Source organism: Rickettsia sp. MEAM1 (Bemisia tabaci) (assembly GCF_002285905.1).
Classification (GTDB): Bacteria; Pseudomonadota; Alphaproteobacteria; order Rickettsiales; family Rickettsiaceae; genus Rickettsia.
In genome coordinates, this window is the sequence record NZ_CP016305.1 from 170428 (window position 1) to 189444 (window position 19017).

A 19017-nucleotide genomic window follows, 5' to 3' on the forward strand; every position below is an offset into this window, starting at 1 on the left:
ATATTACTTCTTGAAAATACTAGCAACACAGAAATTCCGGCAATTAAAATTACACTAGTTTCACCTAAGGTATCGTACCCCCTATAGCTAGCTAAAATGGCGGCTACAAAAGACGGTATTCCAATATCCTTACTAGTATTTTCTACATAATATTTAGTTAGATGTGTGTGGAGCGGGGCCTGTTTATCACCATAATCTGGTAGTTCAAGCCCCATGTAAGTAAGAGTTACTACAAATAATAAACATATTAAGCTTGCCGAAATAATTCTAGTTCTTTGGATTATTTTTAAATTAGAGGGTAATTTTCGTAATAAATTTAGATATACGCAGGTTGATAGGCACGCTCCAAGGGCTACTTCAGTCATTGCAACATCCGGTGCATCCATTAGTAAATAAGATACGCCAATTAATAAGCTAAATGCTGAGCTATATATTACTGCTTCCAATAAATCTTTAGCAATAATGATTTTAATTGATATTATAACCAGTAAAAAAACAATAAAATTAAGTAAGTAATTACTGAGATCAAAATTTAAAAGCATAAATATTTTCTTATTTTTTCTTAGCTTCTTGTTTTTGTAAAAATGACCTTGAAAGTAGTGACCCTTTACCAAGAGCGTGAGTTGCTACCGGATTTAATAAGAAAATTAATATAGCAGCTAGAAGTAGCTTAAAACAACTAAAAAGATTTCCTGCAAGGCATGCAAAACCTATTAAGCAAATCGGTACTCCAAAGCTTTCAATAACACTTGCAGCGTGCAATTTTGTATAAAAATCAGGGAAACGAAAAAAACCAATAATACCTGAAAATATAGCAAACAGCCCAATAATTACCAATAATATTCCAATGTAAGATAATATCATATTTTTTTAAGTAGGAGAAAGCAGCATTGTTATGTGGATTGAAAAGCATATTATATCGTTCTCGCTTAAGGCTTGCTTGCGTGGTACCAAATCGTCATTGCTCATATGGCAATCTAGGGAAAATAATAAAAAATACTAATTTTATTAGTATTTTTAACTGGCTCTAGTTCATAAATCACGGGATGACAGAGGAAAATGATCCATGCAACAAAGCTTTTTTCGCAATGACGACTCCTGACCTATGCGGGGCAAATCCTAAATGTGGATGATATCATCTATGAAAATCAGTATATATATCAAGTACTTCACCTACCTTTATTAGTACGTGTTCTGTAGCTTGATTATAACGTCCCTCATCTATTAGCCATTGATTATATGCAAGGACAGTATCTTTCCATGCGGAACCTTTTCGTCCACACTCATTTTTAGATATACTCCACAATGTATCGCCCTGTTTGACTGTATATAATTTATGACCTTTAGCAAGTATATGATTTTTTTGTCCTGGTTTTGGCATAGTCTTTTACCTCCAAATTATGTATTATTATAATATGGCACTGTTAACAAAATAATTTTAAAGATAATTAAACCATTTTTTGCTTAAATTATAAGATTTTTTTGAAATATGAATAACTATTCCATCAAAAATCTTATTAATTTTCGCTAAAAAATCTCTTTGATTATCAATTAAAGCTATTTTGTTAACAGTGCCATAGTAAAATCATTATAAATTAGTGTCAAGCTGTAATGTCTATTGTTTTGGTAATATAACTATCGCATCGGATACAGGACGCTGAACGGCACCGTCAAGTTAAGGGAGGTATAAATTAAGTATTGAGCAATTACAGGGAATGATTTATAGAATAGCAGTAACAATTTATCCTAGATTTTACCGCTATGCATATTACTCAAGCCCCGAATAGACATCGTTTTCCAGCAAGCATTATTAGCCATACAGTATGGTTATATCATCGCTTTAATAATAGTTACCGAGATGTTCAAGAGCAGATGGCTTATCGAGGTATTATATTAAGTCATGAGACTGTAAGGTTTTGGTGTTATAAGTTTGTAGTTTATTTTCAAGATGTTATTAGTAAGAGAGAGCGAAAGCCAACTGATAAATGGCATTTGGATGAGATGAATATCAAGATCAAAGGTGAAGTATTCATATTATGGAGAGCTGTTGACTCTGAGGGACATGAATTAGAAGTATTACTGCAGAAGCGTCGTAACAAGAAATCAGCTATTCGCTTTTTATCAAGATTATTGGGTAATTATCCATGTCCAAGGGTTATTGTGACTGATAAGCTAAAAAGCTACATTAAACCAGTTAGGTATATGTGTCCTAGGACTAAGCATCGTACCGATAAAAGACTAAATAATCGGATTGAGAATGCCCATCAGCCAACTAGGAGAAAAGAGAAGATACTGATTAAATTTAAGCATCCTAATTCAGCACAATGTACATTATCACTGATGGGAAAAGTCAGAAATATATTTGCTGTAAATGTTGGAAGATATACTAAAACAGCATCTGAGCAAAGAATTGCATTTGCGTCCGCTAAATCCATTTGGGATGAAGCTACTCAAAGACTTCTTGCTGTCTGAAATCTAAAAATATAGTACTTTGTGACACTAATTTACTTAACTTGACGGTGCCATTTTAATTCATAAACAACAAAAAAGGCAAGCTATTTAATAATAACTTGCCTTTTATTTTACCTGAAACTAATTAGAAATTTTAATCTTCGTACATTCTTTTACGAGCAAACTTTCTTTTTCTTCGTGCAGCTTCTTGTGCTTTACGAACACGCTTTACTGACTTCGGTTCGTAGTAACGCTGTTCTTTCATCTTACGAAAATAAAGCTCTCTTTGTAGCTTTTTCTTAAAATTCTTAAGCGTATTATCACAATTACCGGCGTGAACATTTACTAGTATCACTAAAATTACTCTCCTTAAAATAAATATATATTGGTAACAAGCTATATTATCTATATAATAAGTTATAATGTCAAGGTTAAAAATATGAATATTCAAGAAGAACACTACACAAAGAAAATAAGCTTTATGCAATCATTACTACAATTATTACCATTTAATGAATGGAATGACAAAATAATTAATGAAGCAGAAGAAAAATGCGGCTTTGCTAAGGGCTATAGCTTAATACTTTTTCCAGATGGGTTAGCTGAAATAATAAAATTTTTTGAAAGCTATTTAGATAATATTACGCTAGAAAGTTTAAATGAGCAGGAAGTACCAAATAAAATTAGAGAAAAAATATCCTTAGCAGTAAAAACTAGAATTAAAGCTGTGTTACCTATTATTCATAGCAAGAATGCTGCATATTTTGCATTAAATCCTGTTCAAGGTACAGAAGTTGCATTCCACAGCTGTGATATTATTTGGCAATATGCTGGTGATAAATCGATTGATTATAATTATTATACTAAACGAGGCTTACTACTTTCAGTTTATGTATCATCTATTCTTTTTTATATTCAAGATGAATCAGAAAATTATATTAACACCGATAAATTTATTGATAGTTCTGTAGAAAATATTGTGCAAGCTTTTTCGCAAATGAAAAAACTGCTCGATCCATCAAATATTCCAATAGTTAGAATGTTTACATAGAGGGGCACCGTCAAGTTAAGTAAATTAGTGTCACAAAGTACTATATTTTTAGATTTCAGACAGCAAGAAGTCTTTGAGTAGCTTCATCCCAAATGGATTTAGCGGACGCAAATGCAATTCTTTGCTCAGATGCTGTTTTAGTATATCTTCCAACATTTACAGCAAATATATTTCTGACTTTTCCCATCAGTGATAATGTACATTGTGCTGAATTAGGATGCTTAAATTTAATCAGTATCTTCTCTTTTCTCCTAGTTGGCTGATGGGCATTCTCAATCCGATTATTTAGTCTTTTATCGGTACGATGCTTAGTCCTAGGACACATATACCTAACTGGTTTAATGTAGCTTTTTAGCTTATCAGTCACAATAACCCTTGGACATGGATAATTACCCAATAATCTTGATAAAAAGCGAATAGCTGATTTCTTGTTACGACGCTTCTGCAGTAATACTTCTAATTCATGTCCCTCAGAGTCAACAGCTCTCCATAATATGAATACTTCACCTTTGATCTTGATATTCATCTCATCCAAATGCCATTTATCAGTTGGCTTTCGCTCTCTCTTACTAATAACATCTTGAAAATAAACTACAAACTTATAACACCAAAACCTTACAGTCTCATGACTTAATATAATACCTCGATAAGCCATCTGCTCTTGAACATCTCGGTAACTATTATTAAAGCGATGATATAACCATACTGTATGGCTAATAATGCTTGCTGGAAAACGATGTCTATTCGGGGCTTGAGTAATATGCATAGCGGTAAAATCTAGGATAAATTGTTACTGCTATTCTATAAATCATTCCCTGTAATTGCTCAATACTTAATTTATACCTCCCTTAACTTGACGGTGCCCTGAAAAGTTATAATTAGATTTTTTTAACATATTACAATATTAGTATAATGTGTGCCTTATGTCAATATTAGACCTCCACTTCCTCCAAGGTTATTGTAGAATCGGCAAGCTTAGTAATTTTCTCAATCTTCAAACGAGCTTCTTTGAGCTTCTTTTCACAGTGATTTTTAAGCAAAATACCACGCTCGAAACTATTAACTGCTGCTTCTAAAGTCTCTTGCCCGTTATCTATTTTTTTTACAATTTCTTCGAGTTCGCTTAAAGCTTCTTCAAAACTAATATTTTCGTCTAAATTTTTATTGGTAGTCATGTGTTTTTATTTTTAATGGTTAACTAAATCAGTTGCCTCTGTAGTTGTTTGCTGAGGTATTAGCAATTTTTTTAATTCACTACTATCAAAGGTCTTTTTAGGAGCAAACATATTTCCTTGTACCCTAAAACTAAGATTGCTTAAAATACTTTTATCTGCGTTAGAACTAGTATTTTTTGGATCAGATTTAACAAGGCTAGACGGAATATAAAAAGATAGCATATTTGATGAATCCATATCAAAATTATATATATTAACTGCAAAAGATGCAGCTCCTGTACTGTACTGGGTAACAAAATTTATATCTTTTAAAAGAGCAATGCCTTTTTGTAAGTCAACATTACCACTTATACCCGTAATTCTTTGTTGTCCCGTCGTTATAGCACTATTTATATCTTTATCAAGATTCGATGCATTATAATCATAATTATTAATTTTCTGTATGAAAGAATCAATATTAAAGTTATTAACCGTGATAACATTTATAGCAAATTGTGATTTACTAGTAAGGTTATATAGTTGATTTTGCAGAGTATTGCCGTTAGTGGAAAAACTACCACTGATACTTATTTCACCTTCTGAAGCAGCAAATATTTTAGGTAAGAGTGCTGAAGCTTTATCTAAATCTATTGTATTTAATGCATACACAAAATTAAGAGAGTAAGGATCTAGCAAAATATTACCACTACCTTGCAATTTACCACCTAATAAATCTGCTTCAATATTATTGAATTGTAGTAAATTACTATTATTTACTGCATAGAATTTAACATTTTTTAATACTAAATCATTTTGCAACAAGCTAGATAAATTACCATATATTTGTAACGTAACTTTATCTAAACTATAATCATTTACTAATTTATTTCTTAAATCAAGTAACTTTGCAGGTGATAATAAATCAGTATTTAGACTACCGTCTTTAATTTCAACAGTTAAAGATGGTAATACGCTAGAAGCATCCAAATTCCAACTAGTTGATAAGTAGCTATTATTTGTTTTAAAATCTAAATTACTAATTTTTACATTAGCTGGTGAAATTTTAGCAAGTAGATTCATCTTATCAAAGATTTGATCGTTATATTTAACACCATCTACTAAAATATCTAAATTAATTGTATAAGGATTTGTTCTAATTGGGATAAATTTACTTGGATAATCTAGGCTCTTCATATCCTTAGTCAAGCCTTGCACAAATTCGATAAAAGGTGAAATTACTGGATAACTATTTTTTGTTAAATCAAGCGAAGATATACTAAGTGTAGCATTTAAATGAGGTGTTTGAGCAATAAATTTACCAGAAAAATTTCCTGATAGACTTAAATTATCTGTTTTTAGCGATAAATCTTTAAAAAATAAATCTATTAAAGTTAGTTTTAACTCAGACGATAGAGTAAATGGTATAGCATCTTTAACTGTGATATCAGCAAATCCTAATATATTTAGTAACGAATTAAAATCGTTATGCTTTAAATATATTTGTCCATCAAACATACTTCTAATAGAATTCTGCGTTACATTCCCTAGAAGCTTGAACTCACCATCTGGTTTAATACTTCCTAAACATTCATCTATTTTTAAAGTACCTTTTGATAAGTTAGAAGTAAACGTTACTTTCTCTAATATATTATTATTACTTAAAATTACTTCATCAATTACAATATTGATTTTAAGCAACTTATCAGCAAAAATAAATCTAATATTCGATGGAGCAGTATTAAATGTTACCGGAGCATTTGAAGAAACTATTGAATTTAAATCTATTTTAGAAAAATTTAAATTAACAGTACCAGTAGTATTATCATTTTTAGCAATGTTAATAGCACCGCCCCCCGTAATAAATGGTGATTCTACAACTATATCTTTTAGCTCTACTGCATCTTCTGAATTTAAAATATTAAACTTAACATTTACTACACTTGTTTGATTCAGCTTATTTAAAATATGGCTTAAATCCGGTAGTATATTATACATTGCTAATGCTAGATTTTTGATATTATATTCACCATTACCGCTATCAAGTTTAGAATCCTTATAAACTTGCGACAATTTAAAATTATAATCTTTATTATCAATATCAAAGCTAAAATTTACTATATTTTCATTCTTATTAATTGAGCCTGAAATTGTGCCTAACTCGTTATTTGTAGTTTTAAATATATAATTAGATGCTAAATTTTCCTTTTTTAATGAACAATTAGAAAAGTTTAAAATGGAATAATCTTGTTTATTAATAATATTGAGGTTCGTAATATTAAGATTTATATTTTGCAGTTTATATTTAAAAAACTTATCTATTAGCTCTTCGTTATTATAAATATTAAGCATCTTAGAATCTGCATAAATCTTAGCATCTAATATTTCTAATCTACTAATTTGAGGGCTAAATTTTATAAGCGACCAGAATGAGAAATAGACTTTAACTTCTTCTAAATCTAATTTTCCTTCTTCCTTTATCGATTCAATGGCTAAATAAGGTATTGGGAATTTATTTATCTTTATTTTTCCGATATTCTCATTGGCAATTCCTAAACGGCTAGTGAAATTACTAGCAACAGAGTTATAATTAACTAAAGACAATGCACCAAAAAAAAGAAATAGTAATAAGGAGCAAGAAATTATTATGCCAGCAATTATTTTTTTTATCATATAAATCTAATAAAATGAACAAAAAATAGATAGACGAAGTTTTATTTGGAAAAGAGCAAGGCGTCCCCCAGCTGATAACCGCAACGTATACTTAATATGTGAGGATTATCAGCAAAAGACTTTGTCGCCAATTTTTCAAATAAAACGAGTATATATCTATAAAAAATTATTTAAATATATTATTATATATAACTAGCAAAATTTAAAGGTAAATTAATGGATTCCTTAGAAAATTTAATTCTAGTCGGTGTAATAAAATCATGTCATGGGATTAAAGGACATGTAATTTTAAGATCTTTTACCGATCCTGCTATAAAAATAACTGAAAGGGAATTAGTAAACGAATCAGGTGAGAAAGTAAATATTAATCTAATTAAACAAAACTCTAAAGGTGAATTAATTTGCCAATTTAATGATATATCTACTCGCAATGAAGCAGAAAATTTAAAAGGCTATAAATTATTTTGTTTACGTTCAAGTTTGCCGAAACTAGAAGAGGACGAGTTTTATATAACCGATTTAAATAATTTATCAGTATTAGACAGTAATCATACTGAAATTGGTAAAATTAAAAATATCCTCAATTTTGGTGCTGGTGATATAATAGAAGTAGAATTTTTAGATAAAACAACCGAATTACTACCTTTCAACAAAGATTTCTTCCCTATTATAACTAAGGATTATGCCATTTTAAATTATAAGAGGGATGAATGATAATGTAATTGCGACTTGGCATTGCCTGCGTGGATAGAAAACATCCTAAGGTAGTCATCCCGTGGCGGCATTGTTGCATGGATCATTTTCCCCTGTCATCCCGTGGCTTGACCACGGGATCCAGCTTAAAATACTAAAATTATTAATATTGTATTAGAAGTTGTTTTTCTGGATCTAGTTCCCAAGCAACTAGATGACACCGAGGATGTTTTCTATCCACGCAACAACTCTAAAAATTTGCATCATGGAAAGGCACCGTCAAGTTAAGGGAGGTAGTCTAGATTATAGCCGGCAGCTGAAATAAATAATAAAATAAATCCAACGTAAAATATATAAAGCCAAAATTTATATGCTTTATTTTCTAGATAAATACTTAAGGATTTCACTCCTATTTTCTTATCGTCCTTTATATCCATAAATCCATATATCGTATCATACCCTATCGTCCATAAACAGCAGGCTAAATACATCGTAATTGCTGCTATATCCAGCTTATTTTGAACTGCCGCATAGGGTACGTGAGGATTATCAGCAAAACACAACGTAGACAATTTTTCAAATAAAACGAGTATACTACATATTCAGGACTCTTAAACCAACAGAAATAGTAAGTGAGGATTTAGTTTTTTTAATTCCTCTACTTTCATCGGATAAATAATCAGAATAAATCTTAGCTGCGATTCTAACACAATCTTTAGCGTATGTCACTCTAATAGTTCTAGTCAATAAATCTGCTGAGCCTTTTGAAAGATCAATACGTCCACCAATTCCAACAGACCAATTATCTGTCAATTGGTAATTGACATTTCCGTAAAATTGTCTTGCTCGATTACTTGAAAGCTGCATATCTTCTGCTCTATAATACTTTTTAAGATTTGTAAGCTGAATAAGACTTCCGGTTAAACTTATTCTACCATAATATAAATTAGCTCCTACCTCATCACGTATAGGCTTAAAATATCTATTTTTTCGAAAATCATAAAATAATTCTAAATTATCATAAATATTTCCTGAAATTTTACCAACATTTTCAGTATCACTTGCTTTTTGATATACACTATATCTAGTATTAAGAGACTGCCCTAAAAATAATCTTAAATAATTTTGTTCTTTAGCAAAACTAGCGTTTAAACCATAATTTAATCTATTACCGAAATCATGGCAATCAATACCGCTATAACGATTGGATAAGAAAAGATTTTTTCCTGATAGCTCATATTTCATAGGGTCAATTATAACAAACTTCATATCTTTACTGGTTAATTTACGCCCTATAGTAAAAGAAACTATCGGCTCAATAAGTACATTTATTGTTTTTGTTATAGCACCTGCGAATGGATAACGCCATAAAGTTTGAAATTCCAGTATATTACGTTGAAGCGTCTTAGCTCCTCTTGTTCTCTCAAAATAAGCCTGTTTTGCTATATAAAAATCTCCTCTATCTCGAGCAACAAACTCAAAAATTTGTCCCGAAGAAGTCATAAGATTATGAATATAAGATAATTGTAGAGAAGTTCTAGTAAGCTGCTTTCCTATCCTTTCTTTATACATTAAAGTGTTATTTTCGATAACGATATGCCTACTTTCGTCATCATTTAGACTTATTACATTTTTTGTAGTGATTTTTGGTAATACTAGTGGATAGTTAGATCTGCTATCATTACTACCTAATCCTTGCGAAGTTAAAGCTTCTATCTGAAAATAATCCGCCTTGTGAATCTTATTTAAAAATACCCTAGAAGTTAGGTATGAAGCATAGTTATTATAATAATTTTTTAAATAAGCTTTATCAGACGTACGCTCTGCTTTAAAACCATAATTATAAACTTTATCACTACTATAAAAATTACCATTTACAATATAATGATAGGAAGAGATTTTTTTATCCTTTATTTTATCTCCGTTTTTTTCCAAAAGGTAAGGTAGTCTACCATAACTACCATCAAGACTTATATTATCGGTATTATTTGGTCTATAACGCCCTTCTAGCTCGAAAATTGGATCTTTATTAAAAACTCTTGGAGTTAATGTAAAATCCATGTTAGGCTTTGCACGCAAATATAGAGGCACTCCAAATCTTCCATTCTTCACATCTGGCACTAGTAGCCCTGAGGAAGCAGGAGCTGACGGAGTTGGATGGAAAAAATATGGCAAGTAAAAAACTGGTATACCATATACCTCGAAAAATACATTTTTATAAACTATTTTATGCTCTGCAGAATGAATATCAGTATTTTTAGCAGAAATTTGCCAGAGGGGATTCCCACTACAAGTAACTTCGCATGGAGTAAACTTGGCATAATGAAGACGTATATTATTTTCATCTATTCTTTCAGCGAGCTTAGCAACTAAAAGACTATTATTATTAAAAAGCATAATAAATTTAGACATTACACCTTGTTTAAATTCATTTTTTAAGATTGCCTTATCACCTAATGTAATTCTATTGTCTTTATCTTTAACTCTTACATTACCCTCTACCCATAAAATATCATTATTTACGTCATAAAGTAAATTATCTGCTGTTAGCAAATGCTCATCCGTAAGAATTTTTAGATTACCTTTAGCATATATTAATCCCTTATTTTCATTATATTCTACAAAATCAGCAATTAAATTATTAATTTTAACGCCGCTGCTTTTTGTCAAGTTATTTGCGAAACTAAACAAAGGATATATTACGATAATAAATAGAAATATTACCCGTAGCATTTATCATTAACCAAATATTTAAATAGTAGGAAATAATAGCAAGCTATTATTAATATAGCAAATAATAAAAATTTTGCTTGCTCTTTTGAGTATTGGAGAGTTATTCTATTGGGATGATAAACGTCATTGCGAGGAGCGAAGCCTTGCTGCAATCTCGTATAAACCTCCCGAGATTGCTTCGCCGAAACTTATAGTTTCTCCTCGCAATGACGAATAAGCCAAAAACAAAAAATATCCCAATGCTAGATAATTTTACTTCCAGTCAAGCTACTAAAGAATTTTCCGTTAGTGAAATTTCTAATAAAATTAAAGAATTATTAGAAAATAATTTTGGTTATATTAAAGTAAAAGGCGAGATTTCTGGCTTAAAAATAGCTAGTTCAGGGCATGCTTATTTTAACTTAAAAGAAAACTATGCAATTTTAGCTTGCACTTGCTGGCGTCCTATTCTTGCTAAAATCAAGTTTCCGTTAAATGACGGGATGGAAGTAGTAATTAGCGGCAAGCTTTCGAGTTATGCGGGTAATTCACGTTATCAGCTATCAGTCGAGAATTTACAGCCCGCAGGACTCGGAGCTATGATACAAATTCTCAACGAACGCAAAGCACGTTTAGAAAAAGAGGGATTATTTAACAAAATACGTAAACCTATACCATTTTTACCTAGTAAAATAGGCGTTATAACTTCAATAACTGGTGCTGTTATACAAGATATTATTCACCGAATCCGTGAACGTTTTCCAACTCATGTAATAATATGGCCTGTTAGTGTACAAGGCGAGAATTCTGGTAATGAGATTGCTGAAGCCATAGATGGTTTTAACAAGCTAGAAGAATCAAATAAGCCGGACGTTATAATAGTTGCAAGAGGTGGTGGTTCTATCGAAGACCTTTGGTCGTTCAATGACGAAGTACTAGTGCGTGCTACTTACAACTCCAAAATTCCTATTATCTCAGCTGTAGGTCACGAAGTAGATTATACTTTGATAGATTTAGCAGCCGATAAAAGAGCCCCTACCCCAACTGCTGCCGCTGAATTTGCTGTACCTGTGCGGTCTATTTTAAATAGCACCCTGCAATCTTATGAAAAAGTATTAGTAACCAATACCAAGCAGTTAGTTAAAAATCATGAACAAGCTATTACAAATTATGATAAAATAAATAGGTATCTTGCCCATTATATGAATCATAAACAACAATTACTCGATGAAACAGGATTTAACCTATTAGACTCCTTACCATGCCTAATTAGTCTAAAAGAAACAAAGCTTAAATCATTTTCAAAAGAAAGAATCCATCCTCATAAAATCATTACTTATAAGACACTAGAATTAACACATAAAGCCGCTTATATCATAAAATCGGCAAATAATACTTTGAAAAATTTTGAGTATAAATTAGAATTAAATAGTCTGTTACTATTAAGCTTAGACTATCATAATATACTAAAACGTGGCTTTGCTATAGTTAAAGGGGAATCAGGTAATTTTGTATCTTCTAAAACTACTACTGAAAAAGTTTTAAATATACAATTTTTTGATGGAAATATTAAAGCAGTTCGTGATTAATTTTATTTTAAGGTGTGTGAAGAAATGAAAATTTTCAAACTTTTTATTTTTATACTAATTATTTTAAAAAGTTTTTATTCCTTAAGCAATTCAATATCTAAACAAGAAGCAGCTTTAGAATGCGAGAACTTACCTGATAAAAAAACTTTAACAACTGCATGGTATATAAATGAGCCTTACCAATACTGGATGGTTACTTCAAACGGTACTGCTAATGTTTCTGGTATGGATATTGAATTAATTAATGCTCTTGCTGCAAAAATAGGTATTAATATCGAAGGCACCGTCAAGTTAAGTAAATTAGTGTCACAAAGTACTATATTTTTAGATTTCAGACAGCAAGAAGTCTTTGAGTAGCTTCATCCCAAATGGATTTAGCGGACGCAAATGCAATTCTTTGCTCAGATGCTGTTTTAGTATATCTTCCAACATTTACAGCAAATATATTTCTGACTTTTCCCATCAGTGATAATGTACATTGTGCTGAATTAGGATGCTTAAATTTAATCAGTATCTTCTCTTTTCTCCTAGTTGGCTGATGGGCATTCTCAATCCGATTATTTAGTCTTTTATCGGTACGATGCTTAGTCCTAGGACACATATACCTAACTGGTTTAATGTAGCTTTTTAGCTTATCAGTCACAATAACCCTTGGACATGGATAATTACCCAATAATCTTGATAAAAAGCGAATAGCTGATTTCTTGTTACGACGCTTCTGCAGTAATACTTCTAATTCATGTCCCTCAGAGTCAACAGCTCTCCATAATATGAATACTTCACCTTTGATCTTGATATTCATCTCATCCAAATGCCATTTATCAGTTGGCTTTCGCTCTCTCTTACTAATAACATCTTGAAAATAAACTACAAACTTATAACACCAAAACCTTACAGTCTCATGACTTAATATAATACCTCGATAAGCCATCTGCTCTTGAACATCTCGGTAACTATTATTAAAGCGATGATATAACCATACTGTATGGCTAATAATGCTTGCTGGAAAACGATGTCTATTCGGGGCTTGAGTAATATGCATAGCGGTAAAATCTAGGATAAATTGTTACTGCTATTCTATAAATCATTCCCTGTAATTGCTCAATACTTAATTTATACCTCCCTTAACTTGACGGTGCCCTTAGTACAAATATTTTGTTATTAAAGTCAAAAAGTTTATAAAGAGTATTGTTGACATTTCTGAAATCTTAATTATCTTTAAGTAAATAATTTTGGAGTAAAAAAATGGCAAGAGAAATTACTATAGGGGGACAAGAACCCGAAAAACAAAATAAAGAAGAAATAAAATTTAATGATATCGGGATAAAATTAACAGAAGTTAATAATAATTTTGATAAAATAATAGAGAGTTTAAAAAAAGCAATAAGTAAAGATCCAACAAACAAAGCTCTTTTAAATGCTATGAAAGATTTTAATATTATTAGTGAAGAATTCAAAAATCATACTGAAAATGTCAAAAATAATATTGATGAAATTATCTCGTCACCTATAAAAAATTTAGCTGAACATTTAGAAAAAAATACTCCGCTTGGTAAGTTACAAAAGTTTGTAACTGATCAAGCAGAAAAAGCACAAGAAAAATTGCATGGTTTTGTAGGTGAAAATAAGATTTTGAAAGCTGCATGGGGAGTTGTACTTGCTGGATGTGAAGTAATAAAAGTTACTGTTAGTGCAGCTGTAAATTCTGCCATAGCCAATGGTAAGCTTGCTACAAGTGTAAAGGATTTTGGAGCAGCAGTTAGTGATTCATTACAAAAAAACCAAGCAACTGGTAGAGTACGTTAATTAAGAGTCAATCATAATTTTTGTGTAAATTGTTAAAAATCATTTTCTAATAATTCATATTTAAAATTTCCACATAGTATCTCAAATTGATTCAAAGCAAGAGACCATTCTTTAATAGGCATGGTCCACTTTTTTGCAGCATGTTTAAGGGCACCGTCAAGGGCACCGTCAAGTTAAGTAAATTAGTGTCACAAAGTACTATATTTTTAGATTTCAGACAGCAAGAAGTCTTTGAGTAGCTTCATCCCAAATGGATTTAGCGGACGCAAATGCAATTCTTTGCTCAGATGCTGTTTTAGTATATCTTCCAACATTTACAGCAAATATATTTCTGACTTTTCCCATCAGTGATAATGTACATTGTGCTGAATTAGGATGCTTAAATTTAATCAGTATCTTCTCTTTTCTCCTAGTTGGCTGATGGGCATTCTCAATCCGATTATTTAGTCTTTTATCGGTACGATGCTTAGTCCTAGGACACATATACCTAACTGGTTTAATGTAGCTTTTTAGCTTATCAGTCACAATAACCCTTGGACATGGATAATTACCCAATAATCTTGATAAAAAGCGAATAGCTGATTTCTTGTTACGACGCTTCTGCAGTAATACTTCTAATTCATGTCCCTCAGAGTCAACAGCTCTCCATAATATGAATACTTCACCTTTGATCTTGATATTCATCTCATCCAAATGCCATTTATCAGTTGGCTTTCGCTCTCTCTTACTAATAACATCTTGAAAATAAACTACAAACTTATAACACCAAAACCTTACAGTCTCATGACTTAATATAATACCTCGATAAGCCATCTGCTCTTGAACATCTCGGTAACTATTATTAAAGCGATGATATAACCATACTGTATGGCTAATAATGCTTGCTGGAAAACGATGTCTATTCGGGGCTTGAGTAATATGCATAGCGGTAAAATCTAGGATAAATTGTTACTGCTATTCTATAAATCATTCCCTGTAATTGCTCAATACTTAATTTATACCTCCCTTAACTTGACGGTGCCAATTATCACAGTTGGAGTAGTAAAAAGAAAATCAGCAATAACTGTAGCCCGAGCTGCATATGCTTTCGCATACAAATCACCAGTTTTATTTGCCCACCACATAAAAAAAGCAGTGCCAATTCCAGTACCAAATAAAATAGTAGAGCTAATAATATGAATAGTTTTTATAAAAAGATATGCCATTATTTATCTCTTTCTATAGCCATTATTACTAAAGTAAGTAATATTATCGGAATATTTTTTAGTATTGGACCTAGAGGATCCAACCATAATATTGGCTTAAGATACGTTAATAGTAAAGTATAAAATAATATTAGTAAAATTTGTAAACTACATATACTGCTTATTTTATTTTTGATAATTAGTAAAATTCCCAGAATAATATCCATAAAGCAGCTTCCATATAATATGTAGGGTGCTATTTGCTTATCAAAACCCAGTGATATTATAATTTGCTTGCTAGTATCATAAGCAAAAATACTTGAAATAATTCCTGTCATTATCCAAAATAACCCTAAGGCAATTTTTATTATAGGTTTTAGAAAATAAAGCCTAGCATGCCATATAGATTGTACGGTTAAAGGTTCTGTTGTAAGACCTTGCTGCAAGCTTCTAGGAATTATAGAAGTAAAATCCATAAAATCTTTTTTATTAGCAATATTAGGTTGAAGCAACATATTATACGACGTAGAATTAATAGGTCCTATTTTGAAAAAATCCCCTAACTTAGAGGCTATTTTAATGAATATTAAAGGAATTTTTATCAGCCTTGCAGGTTCGACCCCAAGCCATCTTCTAAATCCAATTAAGATGTCCTTCATAGTAACTATATCAGGTCCAACTATTTTTAATAATCTACAAATTTTTCCTTCTCTTTCTACGCAGTGAATGATTACTTTCGCTAGATCTTCAATATGGATAGGTTGAAATTGTTGTAAACCGTCACCTATCAAAGGAATAAAATACGGTAATGCTGCTAAAGCCCTAAATAATGATGTACCACCATAGCAACCACTCGCATAAATGAGAGAAGGTTGTAAAATTACCCAATCTATATTTTCTAATTTTTGTAAATACCTTTCTATTGCTTTTTTAGTTAAAGCATAAGCAGTGTTTTCTTCATCATCTATTCCAAGAGCTGAAATATGAATAATTCTTTTTACGTTAGTAAGAGTACAAGCCTTAAATAGAGCTTTTGGACCGTTGATATGAACATTTTCAATATTATTAGCACGACTAGACGTTAATACACCTGATATATTAATTACTATATCTATTTTCTCTAATTTATTTATCCAATCTTGGGAGCTAATATCTGTATTAAAATCACAATGTATAATTTCTGCAGTAGGGAATTTTTTTCTAGTAGATTCAATATCTCTAACGGCACATACTACTTTATAATTACTTTTTAACAATGCAGCAGTAATATATGATCCAATAAAACCGTTAGCTCCAGTTACTAATATTCTCATGTTCAATGTCAATTATCTATATCAATTTGTAATTCTTATAATGTGTGGAATCGTTCACATATTCCATTAGTTTGAGGGCTATATGCTTTAAATAAGCTTTGTTTTTAATAATTCAAAATTAGTAAATCCTTATCAATCTTAAAACCTTTAAAGCGTTCAAGTACTGACATACCAAGAAGAGAAACATCAAGATCACCAAGTCCGATATGTCCACTAACATCCTTAAATTCTTTTCCTATTATTACACTATCTAATTTTATAGGAGCGGCTTTATTCTCACCATTAGCAGTTAGATAGGTTCTAGTATATTTTAACTGAGTTAGATCAAACCCTAATTTTTGAGCATCTTCTTTGGTTAAAGCTACATCACTTGCTCCTGTATCAATCATGAAGCTTATCTTAACATTATTCACAACAGCATCAATATAAAAATGTCCATCTCCGCTACGAGCTATGATTATTTCACCAGCTTCCGTAGACCAATTATATGATGGAATCAACACCGATGCTACCCTTTGATAAGCATAATTTAGCTCAAATCTAAAAGCATAGCCGATGATTATAACTAAAAAAATTGCTGCCCAGGCTGCTAGTTGCAGGCAAAATTTACGTATTTCATTTTGGCTTATAGTACTGTAAATTATGCTAAATAATATTAGTAATGAGGCACAAAAACTTCCGATATTTTGCGGCTCTTTAAAAAACTTTGGATAGTGTTGATTGATATATTTATATGCTAAGCCGGTTACAAATATAGTACTGCAAATTATAAATATAAGTTTTATGTATTTTCTGTCCATATTGAAAGTATAACAATTAATATCAAAAGTGGAAGCCCCCTTTTATTTTTGATACTTTTTAATTTGTTCTTTTCTATAAGGAGGTGCAGAAATGCACTTCTTTATAGAAAATCTCCAATATTCTCTAAAAACAACCTAGCCCTATGAGAAGCTGGTTTGCTAAAAAACTCTTGTGCCAGCTGATTTGCTAAAATCTGTCCTTGATCCATAAAAATAATACGATCAGCTATCAGTTTTGCAAATTTTAAGTGATGGGTTACTACTACCATACTCATTTGCTCTTTTAGTAAATTAATATTCTCGATCACATCCTTAATATTTTCAGGATCTAATGCCGATGTTGGCTCATCGAACAATAAAATTTCTGGCTTCATCATTAAAGCCCTTGCTATTGCAATACGCTGCTTCTGCCCACCTGATAGATTTGCCGGATATGAGTTAAACTTCTGGCTTAGCTTAAACTTCTCAAGTAGTTCTTTTGCTTTTAATATAGCTTCATCTTTTGGAATCTTTAAAACATTTACCGTTGTATAGATCAGATTATCACCTACGCTTAAATGCGGGAAAAGGTTAAAATTCTGAAAAACCATCCCGACCTTTAGCCGCAATTTTCTTCTATCTTTTGGCAATAGCTTTTTGCCGTCTACAAGCAAAGTTCCACTAGTTGGTTCTTCTAAATTATTTAAAACACGTAGTAAAGTAGTCTTACCACCTCCTGACGGACCAATTATTACAGTAATTTCTTTAGCAGTAAAACTTAAATCTATATTTTTAATGCCGTAATTTTTGCCGTAACGCTTACAAACTTTTTCTAAAATAATCATATATTAAACTTATAACCGTCATAAAGCGGTTTAACATTATCTGGAAGTATTTTTATAATTTCGTGATAATCTATAGTATGACGCATATTTGTCAATAATATTTGCTCTGGTTTATATTTCTCTCGCCACTCTAACACTTTATCAAGCCCTGCATGGTTTTTATTTGAAGTATAATCCATACAATCTAAAATCCATATTTTTATATTCTGCAAAAATTTCTCTGACTCAGGCGGAAAATTAATAACATCAGGCGAATAAACAAAATCACCTATCCGTAAACCTAAACTATCGATAGGACCATGATTTTGCCTAAAAAATTGTATTTCAATTGTGTTAATCTTAATTTTATCAAAAAAACCAATATTTTTAGTTTCAAGAACTGGACCTTGCATAAATGAATTATAACCAAATAAATATTCGAAACTTTTATGTAAATTTGCTGCTGTATTCTCGTCTGTATAGATTTCTAATGCCTTTTTTTCCATAAAAGAAAATATTTGTAAATCATCAATTCCGTTAACATGATCGGAATGATAATGGGTTAATACCGCACAATCAAGTTTATTTATCTTTTCTCTTACTAGCTGATTTTTGATATCAAAGCCAAAATCAACTAATATTTGACTATTTTCATCGTTGATATATATTGCTGATCTAGTTCTTTTATTGTACTTTGAATCTGATAAACATACAGAGCAACCGCATCCGATTACCGGTACGCCTATAGATGCTCCGCAGCCCAGTATTGTCACCTGTAACATAAACTAATA

At 31.1% G+C, this 19017-nt stretch carries 20 protein-coding genes and 2 pseudogenes; 6 read left to right on the top strand and 16 right to left on the bottom strand.

Going from position 1 to position 19017, the window contains the following annotated elements:
* Positions 1 to 4 precede the first annotated feature (4 nt).
* The 3 genes and pseudogenes from BA173_RS08950 to BA173_RS00835 form a co-directional block, all read right to left on the bottom strand.
* Positions 5 to 542 (bottom strand): annotated as a pseudogene (locus BA173_RS08950) (DUF4040 domain-containing protein); the annotation flags it as partial.
* A gap of 10 nt (positions 543 to 552) precedes the next feature.
* Positions 553 to 864: a Na+/H+ antiporter subunit G gene (locus tag BA173_RS00830; protein ID WP_016947696.1), complete on the bottom strand. Its 312-nt coding sequence runs from the start codon at positions 862 to 864 to the stop codon at positions 553 to 555.
* A 271-nt stretch (positions 865 to 1135) separates the two neighbouring features.
* The gene (locus BA173_RS00835; RefSeq protein WP_016947695.1) at positions 1136 to 1381 is read right to left on the bottom strand and encodes a LysM peptidoglycan-binding domain-containing protein; all 246 of its coding nucleotides are present in this window, start codon (positions 1379 to 1381) and stop codon (positions 1136 to 1138) included.
* 380 nt (positions 1382 to 1761) lie between these two features.
* On the opposite strand from BA173_RS00835, the gene BA173_RS00840 reads away from it, so the two are divergent.
* Positions 1762 to 2472: an IS6 family transposase gene (locus BA173_RS00840; RefSeq protein ID WP_095568243.1), complete on the top strand. Its 711-nt coding sequence runs from the start codon at positions 1762 to 1764 to the stop codon at positions 2470 to 2472.
* Positions 2473 to 2605: 133 nt separating this feature from the next.
* Here BA173_RS00840 and rpsU read toward each other — a convergent pair whose 3' ends face one another.
* Positions 2606 to 2806 carry a 30S ribosomal protein S21 gene (gene rpsU / locus BA173_RS00845; RefSeq protein WP_011477128.1) on the bottom strand — a complete coding sequence of 67 codons (201 nt, stop codon included), beginning with the start codon at positions 2804 to 2806 and terminating at the stop codon, positions 2606 to 2608.
* A gap of 84 nt (positions 2807 to 2890) precedes the next feature.
* On the opposite strand from rpsU, the gene BA173_RS00850 reads away from it, so the two are divergent.
* On the top strand, positions 2891 to 3502 hold the full coding sequence (locus tag BA173_RS00850) for a COQ9 family protein (protein WP_016947843.1): 612 nt from the start codon (positions 2891 to 2893) through the stop codon (positions 3500 to 3502).
* 55 nt (positions 3503 to 3557) lie between these two features.
* Here BA173_RS00850 and BA173_RS00855 read toward each other — a convergent pair whose 3' ends face one another.
* From BA173_RS00855 to BA173_RS00865, 3 genes are all read right to left on the bottom strand, one after another.
* The gene (locus BA173_RS00855; protein ID WP_095568243.1) at positions 3558 to 4268 is read right to left on the bottom strand and encodes an IS6 family transposase; all 711 of its coding nucleotides are present in this window, start codon (positions 4266 to 4268) and stop codon (positions 3558 to 3560) included.
* A gap of 166 nt (positions 4269 to 4434) precedes the next feature.
* The gene (locus tag BA173_RS00860) at positions 4435 to 4677 is read right to left on the bottom strand and encodes an exodeoxyribonuclease VII small subunit (protein WP_011477434.1); all 243 of its coding nucleotides are present in this window, start codon (positions 4675 to 4677) and stop codon (positions 4435 to 4437) included.
* Positions 4678 to 4689: 12 nt separating this feature from the next.
* Positions 4690 to 7326: an AsmA-like C-terminal region-containing protein gene (locus BA173_RS00865; RefSeq protein ID WP_016947694.1), complete on the bottom strand. Its 2637-nt coding sequence runs from the start codon at positions 7324 to 7326 to the stop codon at positions 4690 to 4692.
* Between the two features lie 216 nt (positions 7327 to 7542).
* On the opposite strand from BA173_RS00865, the gene rimM reads away from it, so the two are divergent.
* Positions 7543 to 8040 (top strand): ribosome maturation factor RimM, encoded by a 498-nt coding sequence (gene rimM, locus BA173_RS00870; protein ID WP_016947875.1) that lies wholly within the window; start codon positions 7543 to 7545, stop codon positions 8038 to 8040.
* Positions 8041 to 8306: 266 nt separating this feature from the next.
* Here the strand turns inward: rimM and BA173_RS00875 are convergent.
* Together BA173_RS00875 and BA173_RS00880 are read right to left on the bottom strand one after the other, a co-directional pair.
* Positions 8307 to 8558, bottom strand: a pseudogene (locus tag BA173_RS00875) (UbiA family prenyltransferase); the annotation flags it as partial.
* A gap of 55 nt (positions 8559 to 8613) precedes the next feature.
* Entirely contained in the window at positions 8614 to 10752 is a 2139-nt protein-coding gene (locus BA173_RS00880; protein WP_095568247.1) for an LPS-assembly protein LptD, read from the bottom strand.
* Positions 10753 to 10991: 239 nt separating this feature from the next.
* Between BA173_RS00880 and xseA the strand changes: the two genes are divergently transcribed.
* Positions 10992 to 12320, top strand: coding sequence for an exodeoxyribonuclease VII large subunit (gene xseA, locus BA173_RS00885; RefSeq protein WP_068945244.1), 1329 nt, complete (start codon positions 10992 to 10994; stop codon positions 12318 to 12320).
* Positions 12321 to 12344: 24 nt separating this feature from the next.
* Complete coding sequence (locus BA173_RS00890; protein ID WP_232505954.1) at positions 12345 to 12677, top strand: hypothetical protein; 333 nt, start codon at positions 12345 to 12347, stop codon at positions 12675 to 12677.
* Here BA173_RS00890 and BA173_RS00895 read toward each other — a convergent pair.
* Positions 12652 to 13362, bottom strand: coding sequence for an IS6 family transposase (locus BA173_RS00895; RefSeq protein ID WP_095568243.1), 711 nt, complete (start codon positions 13360 to 13362; stop codon positions 12652 to 12654). The genes BA173_RS00890 and BA173_RS00895 overlap by 26 nt on opposite strands.
* A gap of 203 nt (positions 13363 to 13565) precedes the next feature.
* Here BA173_RS00895 and BA173_RS00900 point away from each other — a divergent pair, with 203 nt between their 5' ends.
* Positions 13566 to 14126 (top strand): hypothetical protein, encoded by a 561-nt coding sequence (locus tag BA173_RS00900; RefSeq protein ID WP_016947994.1) that lies wholly within the window; start codon positions 13566 to 13568, stop codon positions 14124 to 14126.
* Positions 14127 to 14339: 213 nt separating this feature from the next.
* Here BA173_RS00900 and BA173_RS00905 read toward each other — a convergent pair whose 3' ends face one another.
* The 6 genes from BA173_RS00905 to BA173_RS00930 all read right to left on the bottom strand — a co-directional run bounded on the left by BA173_RS00905 (position 14340) and on the right by BA173_RS00930 (position 19008).
* Positions 14340 to 15050, bottom strand: a complete 711-nt coding sequence (locus BA173_RS00905) for an IS6 family transposase (RefSeq protein WP_095568243.1) — start codon at positions 15048 to 15050, stop codon at positions 14340 to 14342.
* A 71-nt stretch (positions 15051 to 15121) separates the two neighbouring features.
* Positions 15122 to 15331 carry a DUF2269 family protein gene (locus tag BA173_RS00910; RefSeq protein ID WP_016947993.1) on the bottom strand — a complete coding sequence of 70 codons (210 nt, stop codon included), beginning with the start codon at positions 15329 to 15331 and terminating at the stop codon, positions 15122 to 15124.
* Complete coding sequence (locus tag BA173_RS00915) at positions 15331 to 16623, bottom strand: NAD(P)H-binding protein (protein ID WP_016947992.1); 1293 nt, start codon at positions 16621 to 16623, stop codon at positions 15331 to 15333. Before BA173_RS00915 ends, BA173_RS00910 begins: the two co-directional genes overlap by 1 nt.
* Positions 16624 to 16727: 104 nt before the next feature.
* Positions 16728 to 17423: a TIGR02281 family clan AA aspartic protease gene (locus BA173_RS00920; protein ID WP_016947991.1), complete on the bottom strand. Its 696-nt coding sequence runs from the start codon at positions 17421 to 17423 to the stop codon at positions 16728 to 16730.
* Between the two features lie 101 nt (positions 17424 to 17524).
* Positions 17525 to 18247 (bottom strand): amino acid ABC transporter ATP-binding protein, encoded by a 723-nt coding sequence (locus tag BA173_RS00925; RefSeq protein ID WP_016947990.1) that lies wholly within the window; start codon positions 18245 to 18247, stop codon positions 17525 to 17527.
* Positions 18244 to 19008: an MBL fold metallo-hydrolase gene (locus BA173_RS00930; RefSeq protein WP_016947989.1), complete on the bottom strand. Its 765-nt coding sequence runs from the start codon at positions 19006 to 19008 to the stop codon at positions 18244 to 18246. Before BA173_RS00930 ends, BA173_RS00925 begins: the two co-directional genes overlap by 4 nt.
* Positions 19009 to 19017: the final 9 nt, after the last annotated feature.

What these genes read in the sequence shown, in the direction of transcription:
- BA173_RS00830 (WP_016947696.1), bottom strand. Translation starts at nt 864, where the DNA reads ATGATATTATCTTACATTGGAATATTATTGGTAATTATTGGGCTGTTT.
- BA173_RS00835 (WP_016947695.1), bottom strand. Translation starts at nt 1,381, where the DNA reads ATGCCAAAACCAGGACAAAAAAATCATATACTTGCTAAAGGTCATAAA.
- BA173_RS00840 (WP_095568243.1), top strand. Translation starts at nt 1,762, where the DNA reads ATGCATATTACTCAAGCCCCGAATAGACATCGTTTTCCAGCAAGCATT.
- BA173_RS00850 (WP_016947843.1), top strand. Translation starts at nt 2,891, where the DNA reads ATGAATATTCAAGAAGAACACTACACAAAGAAAATAAGCTTTATGCAA.
- BA173_RS00855 (WP_095568243.1), bottom strand. Translation starts at nt 4,268, where the DNA reads ATGCATATTACTCAAGCCCCGAATAGACATCGTTTTCCAGCAAGCATT.
- BA173_RS00860 (WP_011477434.1), bottom strand. Translation starts at nt 4,677, where the DNA reads ATGACTACCAATAAAAATTTAGACGAAAATATTAGTTTTGAAGAAGCT.
- BA173_RS00865 (WP_016947694.1), bottom strand. Translation starts at nt 7,326, where the DNA reads ATGATAAAAAAAATAATTGCTGGCATAATAATTTCTTGCTCCTTATTA.
- rimM (WP_016947875.1), top strand. Translation starts at nt 7,543, where the DNA reads ATGGATTCCTTAGAAAATTTAATTCTAGTCGGTGTAATAAAATCATGT.
- BA173_RS00880 (WP_095568247.1), bottom strand. Translation starts at nt 10,752, where the DNA reads ATGCTACGGGTAATATTTCTATTTATTATCGTAATATATCCTTTGTTT.
- xseA (WP_068945244.1), top strand. Translation starts at nt 10,992, where the DNA reads ATGCTAGATAATTTTACTTCCAGTCAAGCTACTAAAGAATTTTCCGTT.
- BA173_RS00890 (WP_232505954.1), top strand. Translation starts at nt 12,345, where the DNA reads ATGAAAATTTTCAAACTTTTTATTTTTATACTAATTATTTTAAAAAGT.
- BA173_RS00895 (WP_095568243.1), bottom strand. Translation starts at nt 13,362, where the DNA reads ATGCATATTACTCAAGCCCCGAATAGACATCGTTTTCCAGCAAGCATT.
- BA173_RS00900 (WP_016947994.1), top strand. Translation starts at nt 13,566, where the DNA reads ATGGCAAGAGAAATTACTATAGGGGGACAAGAACCCGAAAAACAAAAT.
- BA173_RS00905 (WP_095568243.1), bottom strand. Translation starts at nt 15,050, where the DNA reads ATGCATATTACTCAAGCCCCGAATAGACATCGTTTTCCAGCAAGCATT.
- BA173_RS00910 (WP_016947993.1), bottom strand. Translation starts at nt 15,331, where the DNA reads ATGGCATATCTTTTTATAAAAACTATTCATATTATTAGCTCTACTATT.
- BA173_RS00915 (WP_016947992.1), bottom strand. Translation starts at nt 16,623, where the DNA reads ATGAGAATATTAGTAACTGGAGCTAACGGTTTTATTGGATCATATATT.
- BA173_RS00920 (WP_016947991.1), bottom strand. Translation starts at nt 17,423, where the DNA reads ATGGACAGAAAATACATAAAACTTATATTTATAATTTGCAGTACTATA.
- BA173_RS00925 (WP_016947990.1), bottom strand. Translation starts at nt 18,247, where the DNA reads ATGATTATTTTAGAAAAAGTTTGTAAGCGTTACGGCAAAAATTACGGC.
- BA173_RS00930 (WP_016947989.1), bottom strand. Translation starts at nt 19,008, where the DNA reads ATGTTACAGGTGACAATACTGGGCTGCGGAGCATCTATAGGCGTACCG.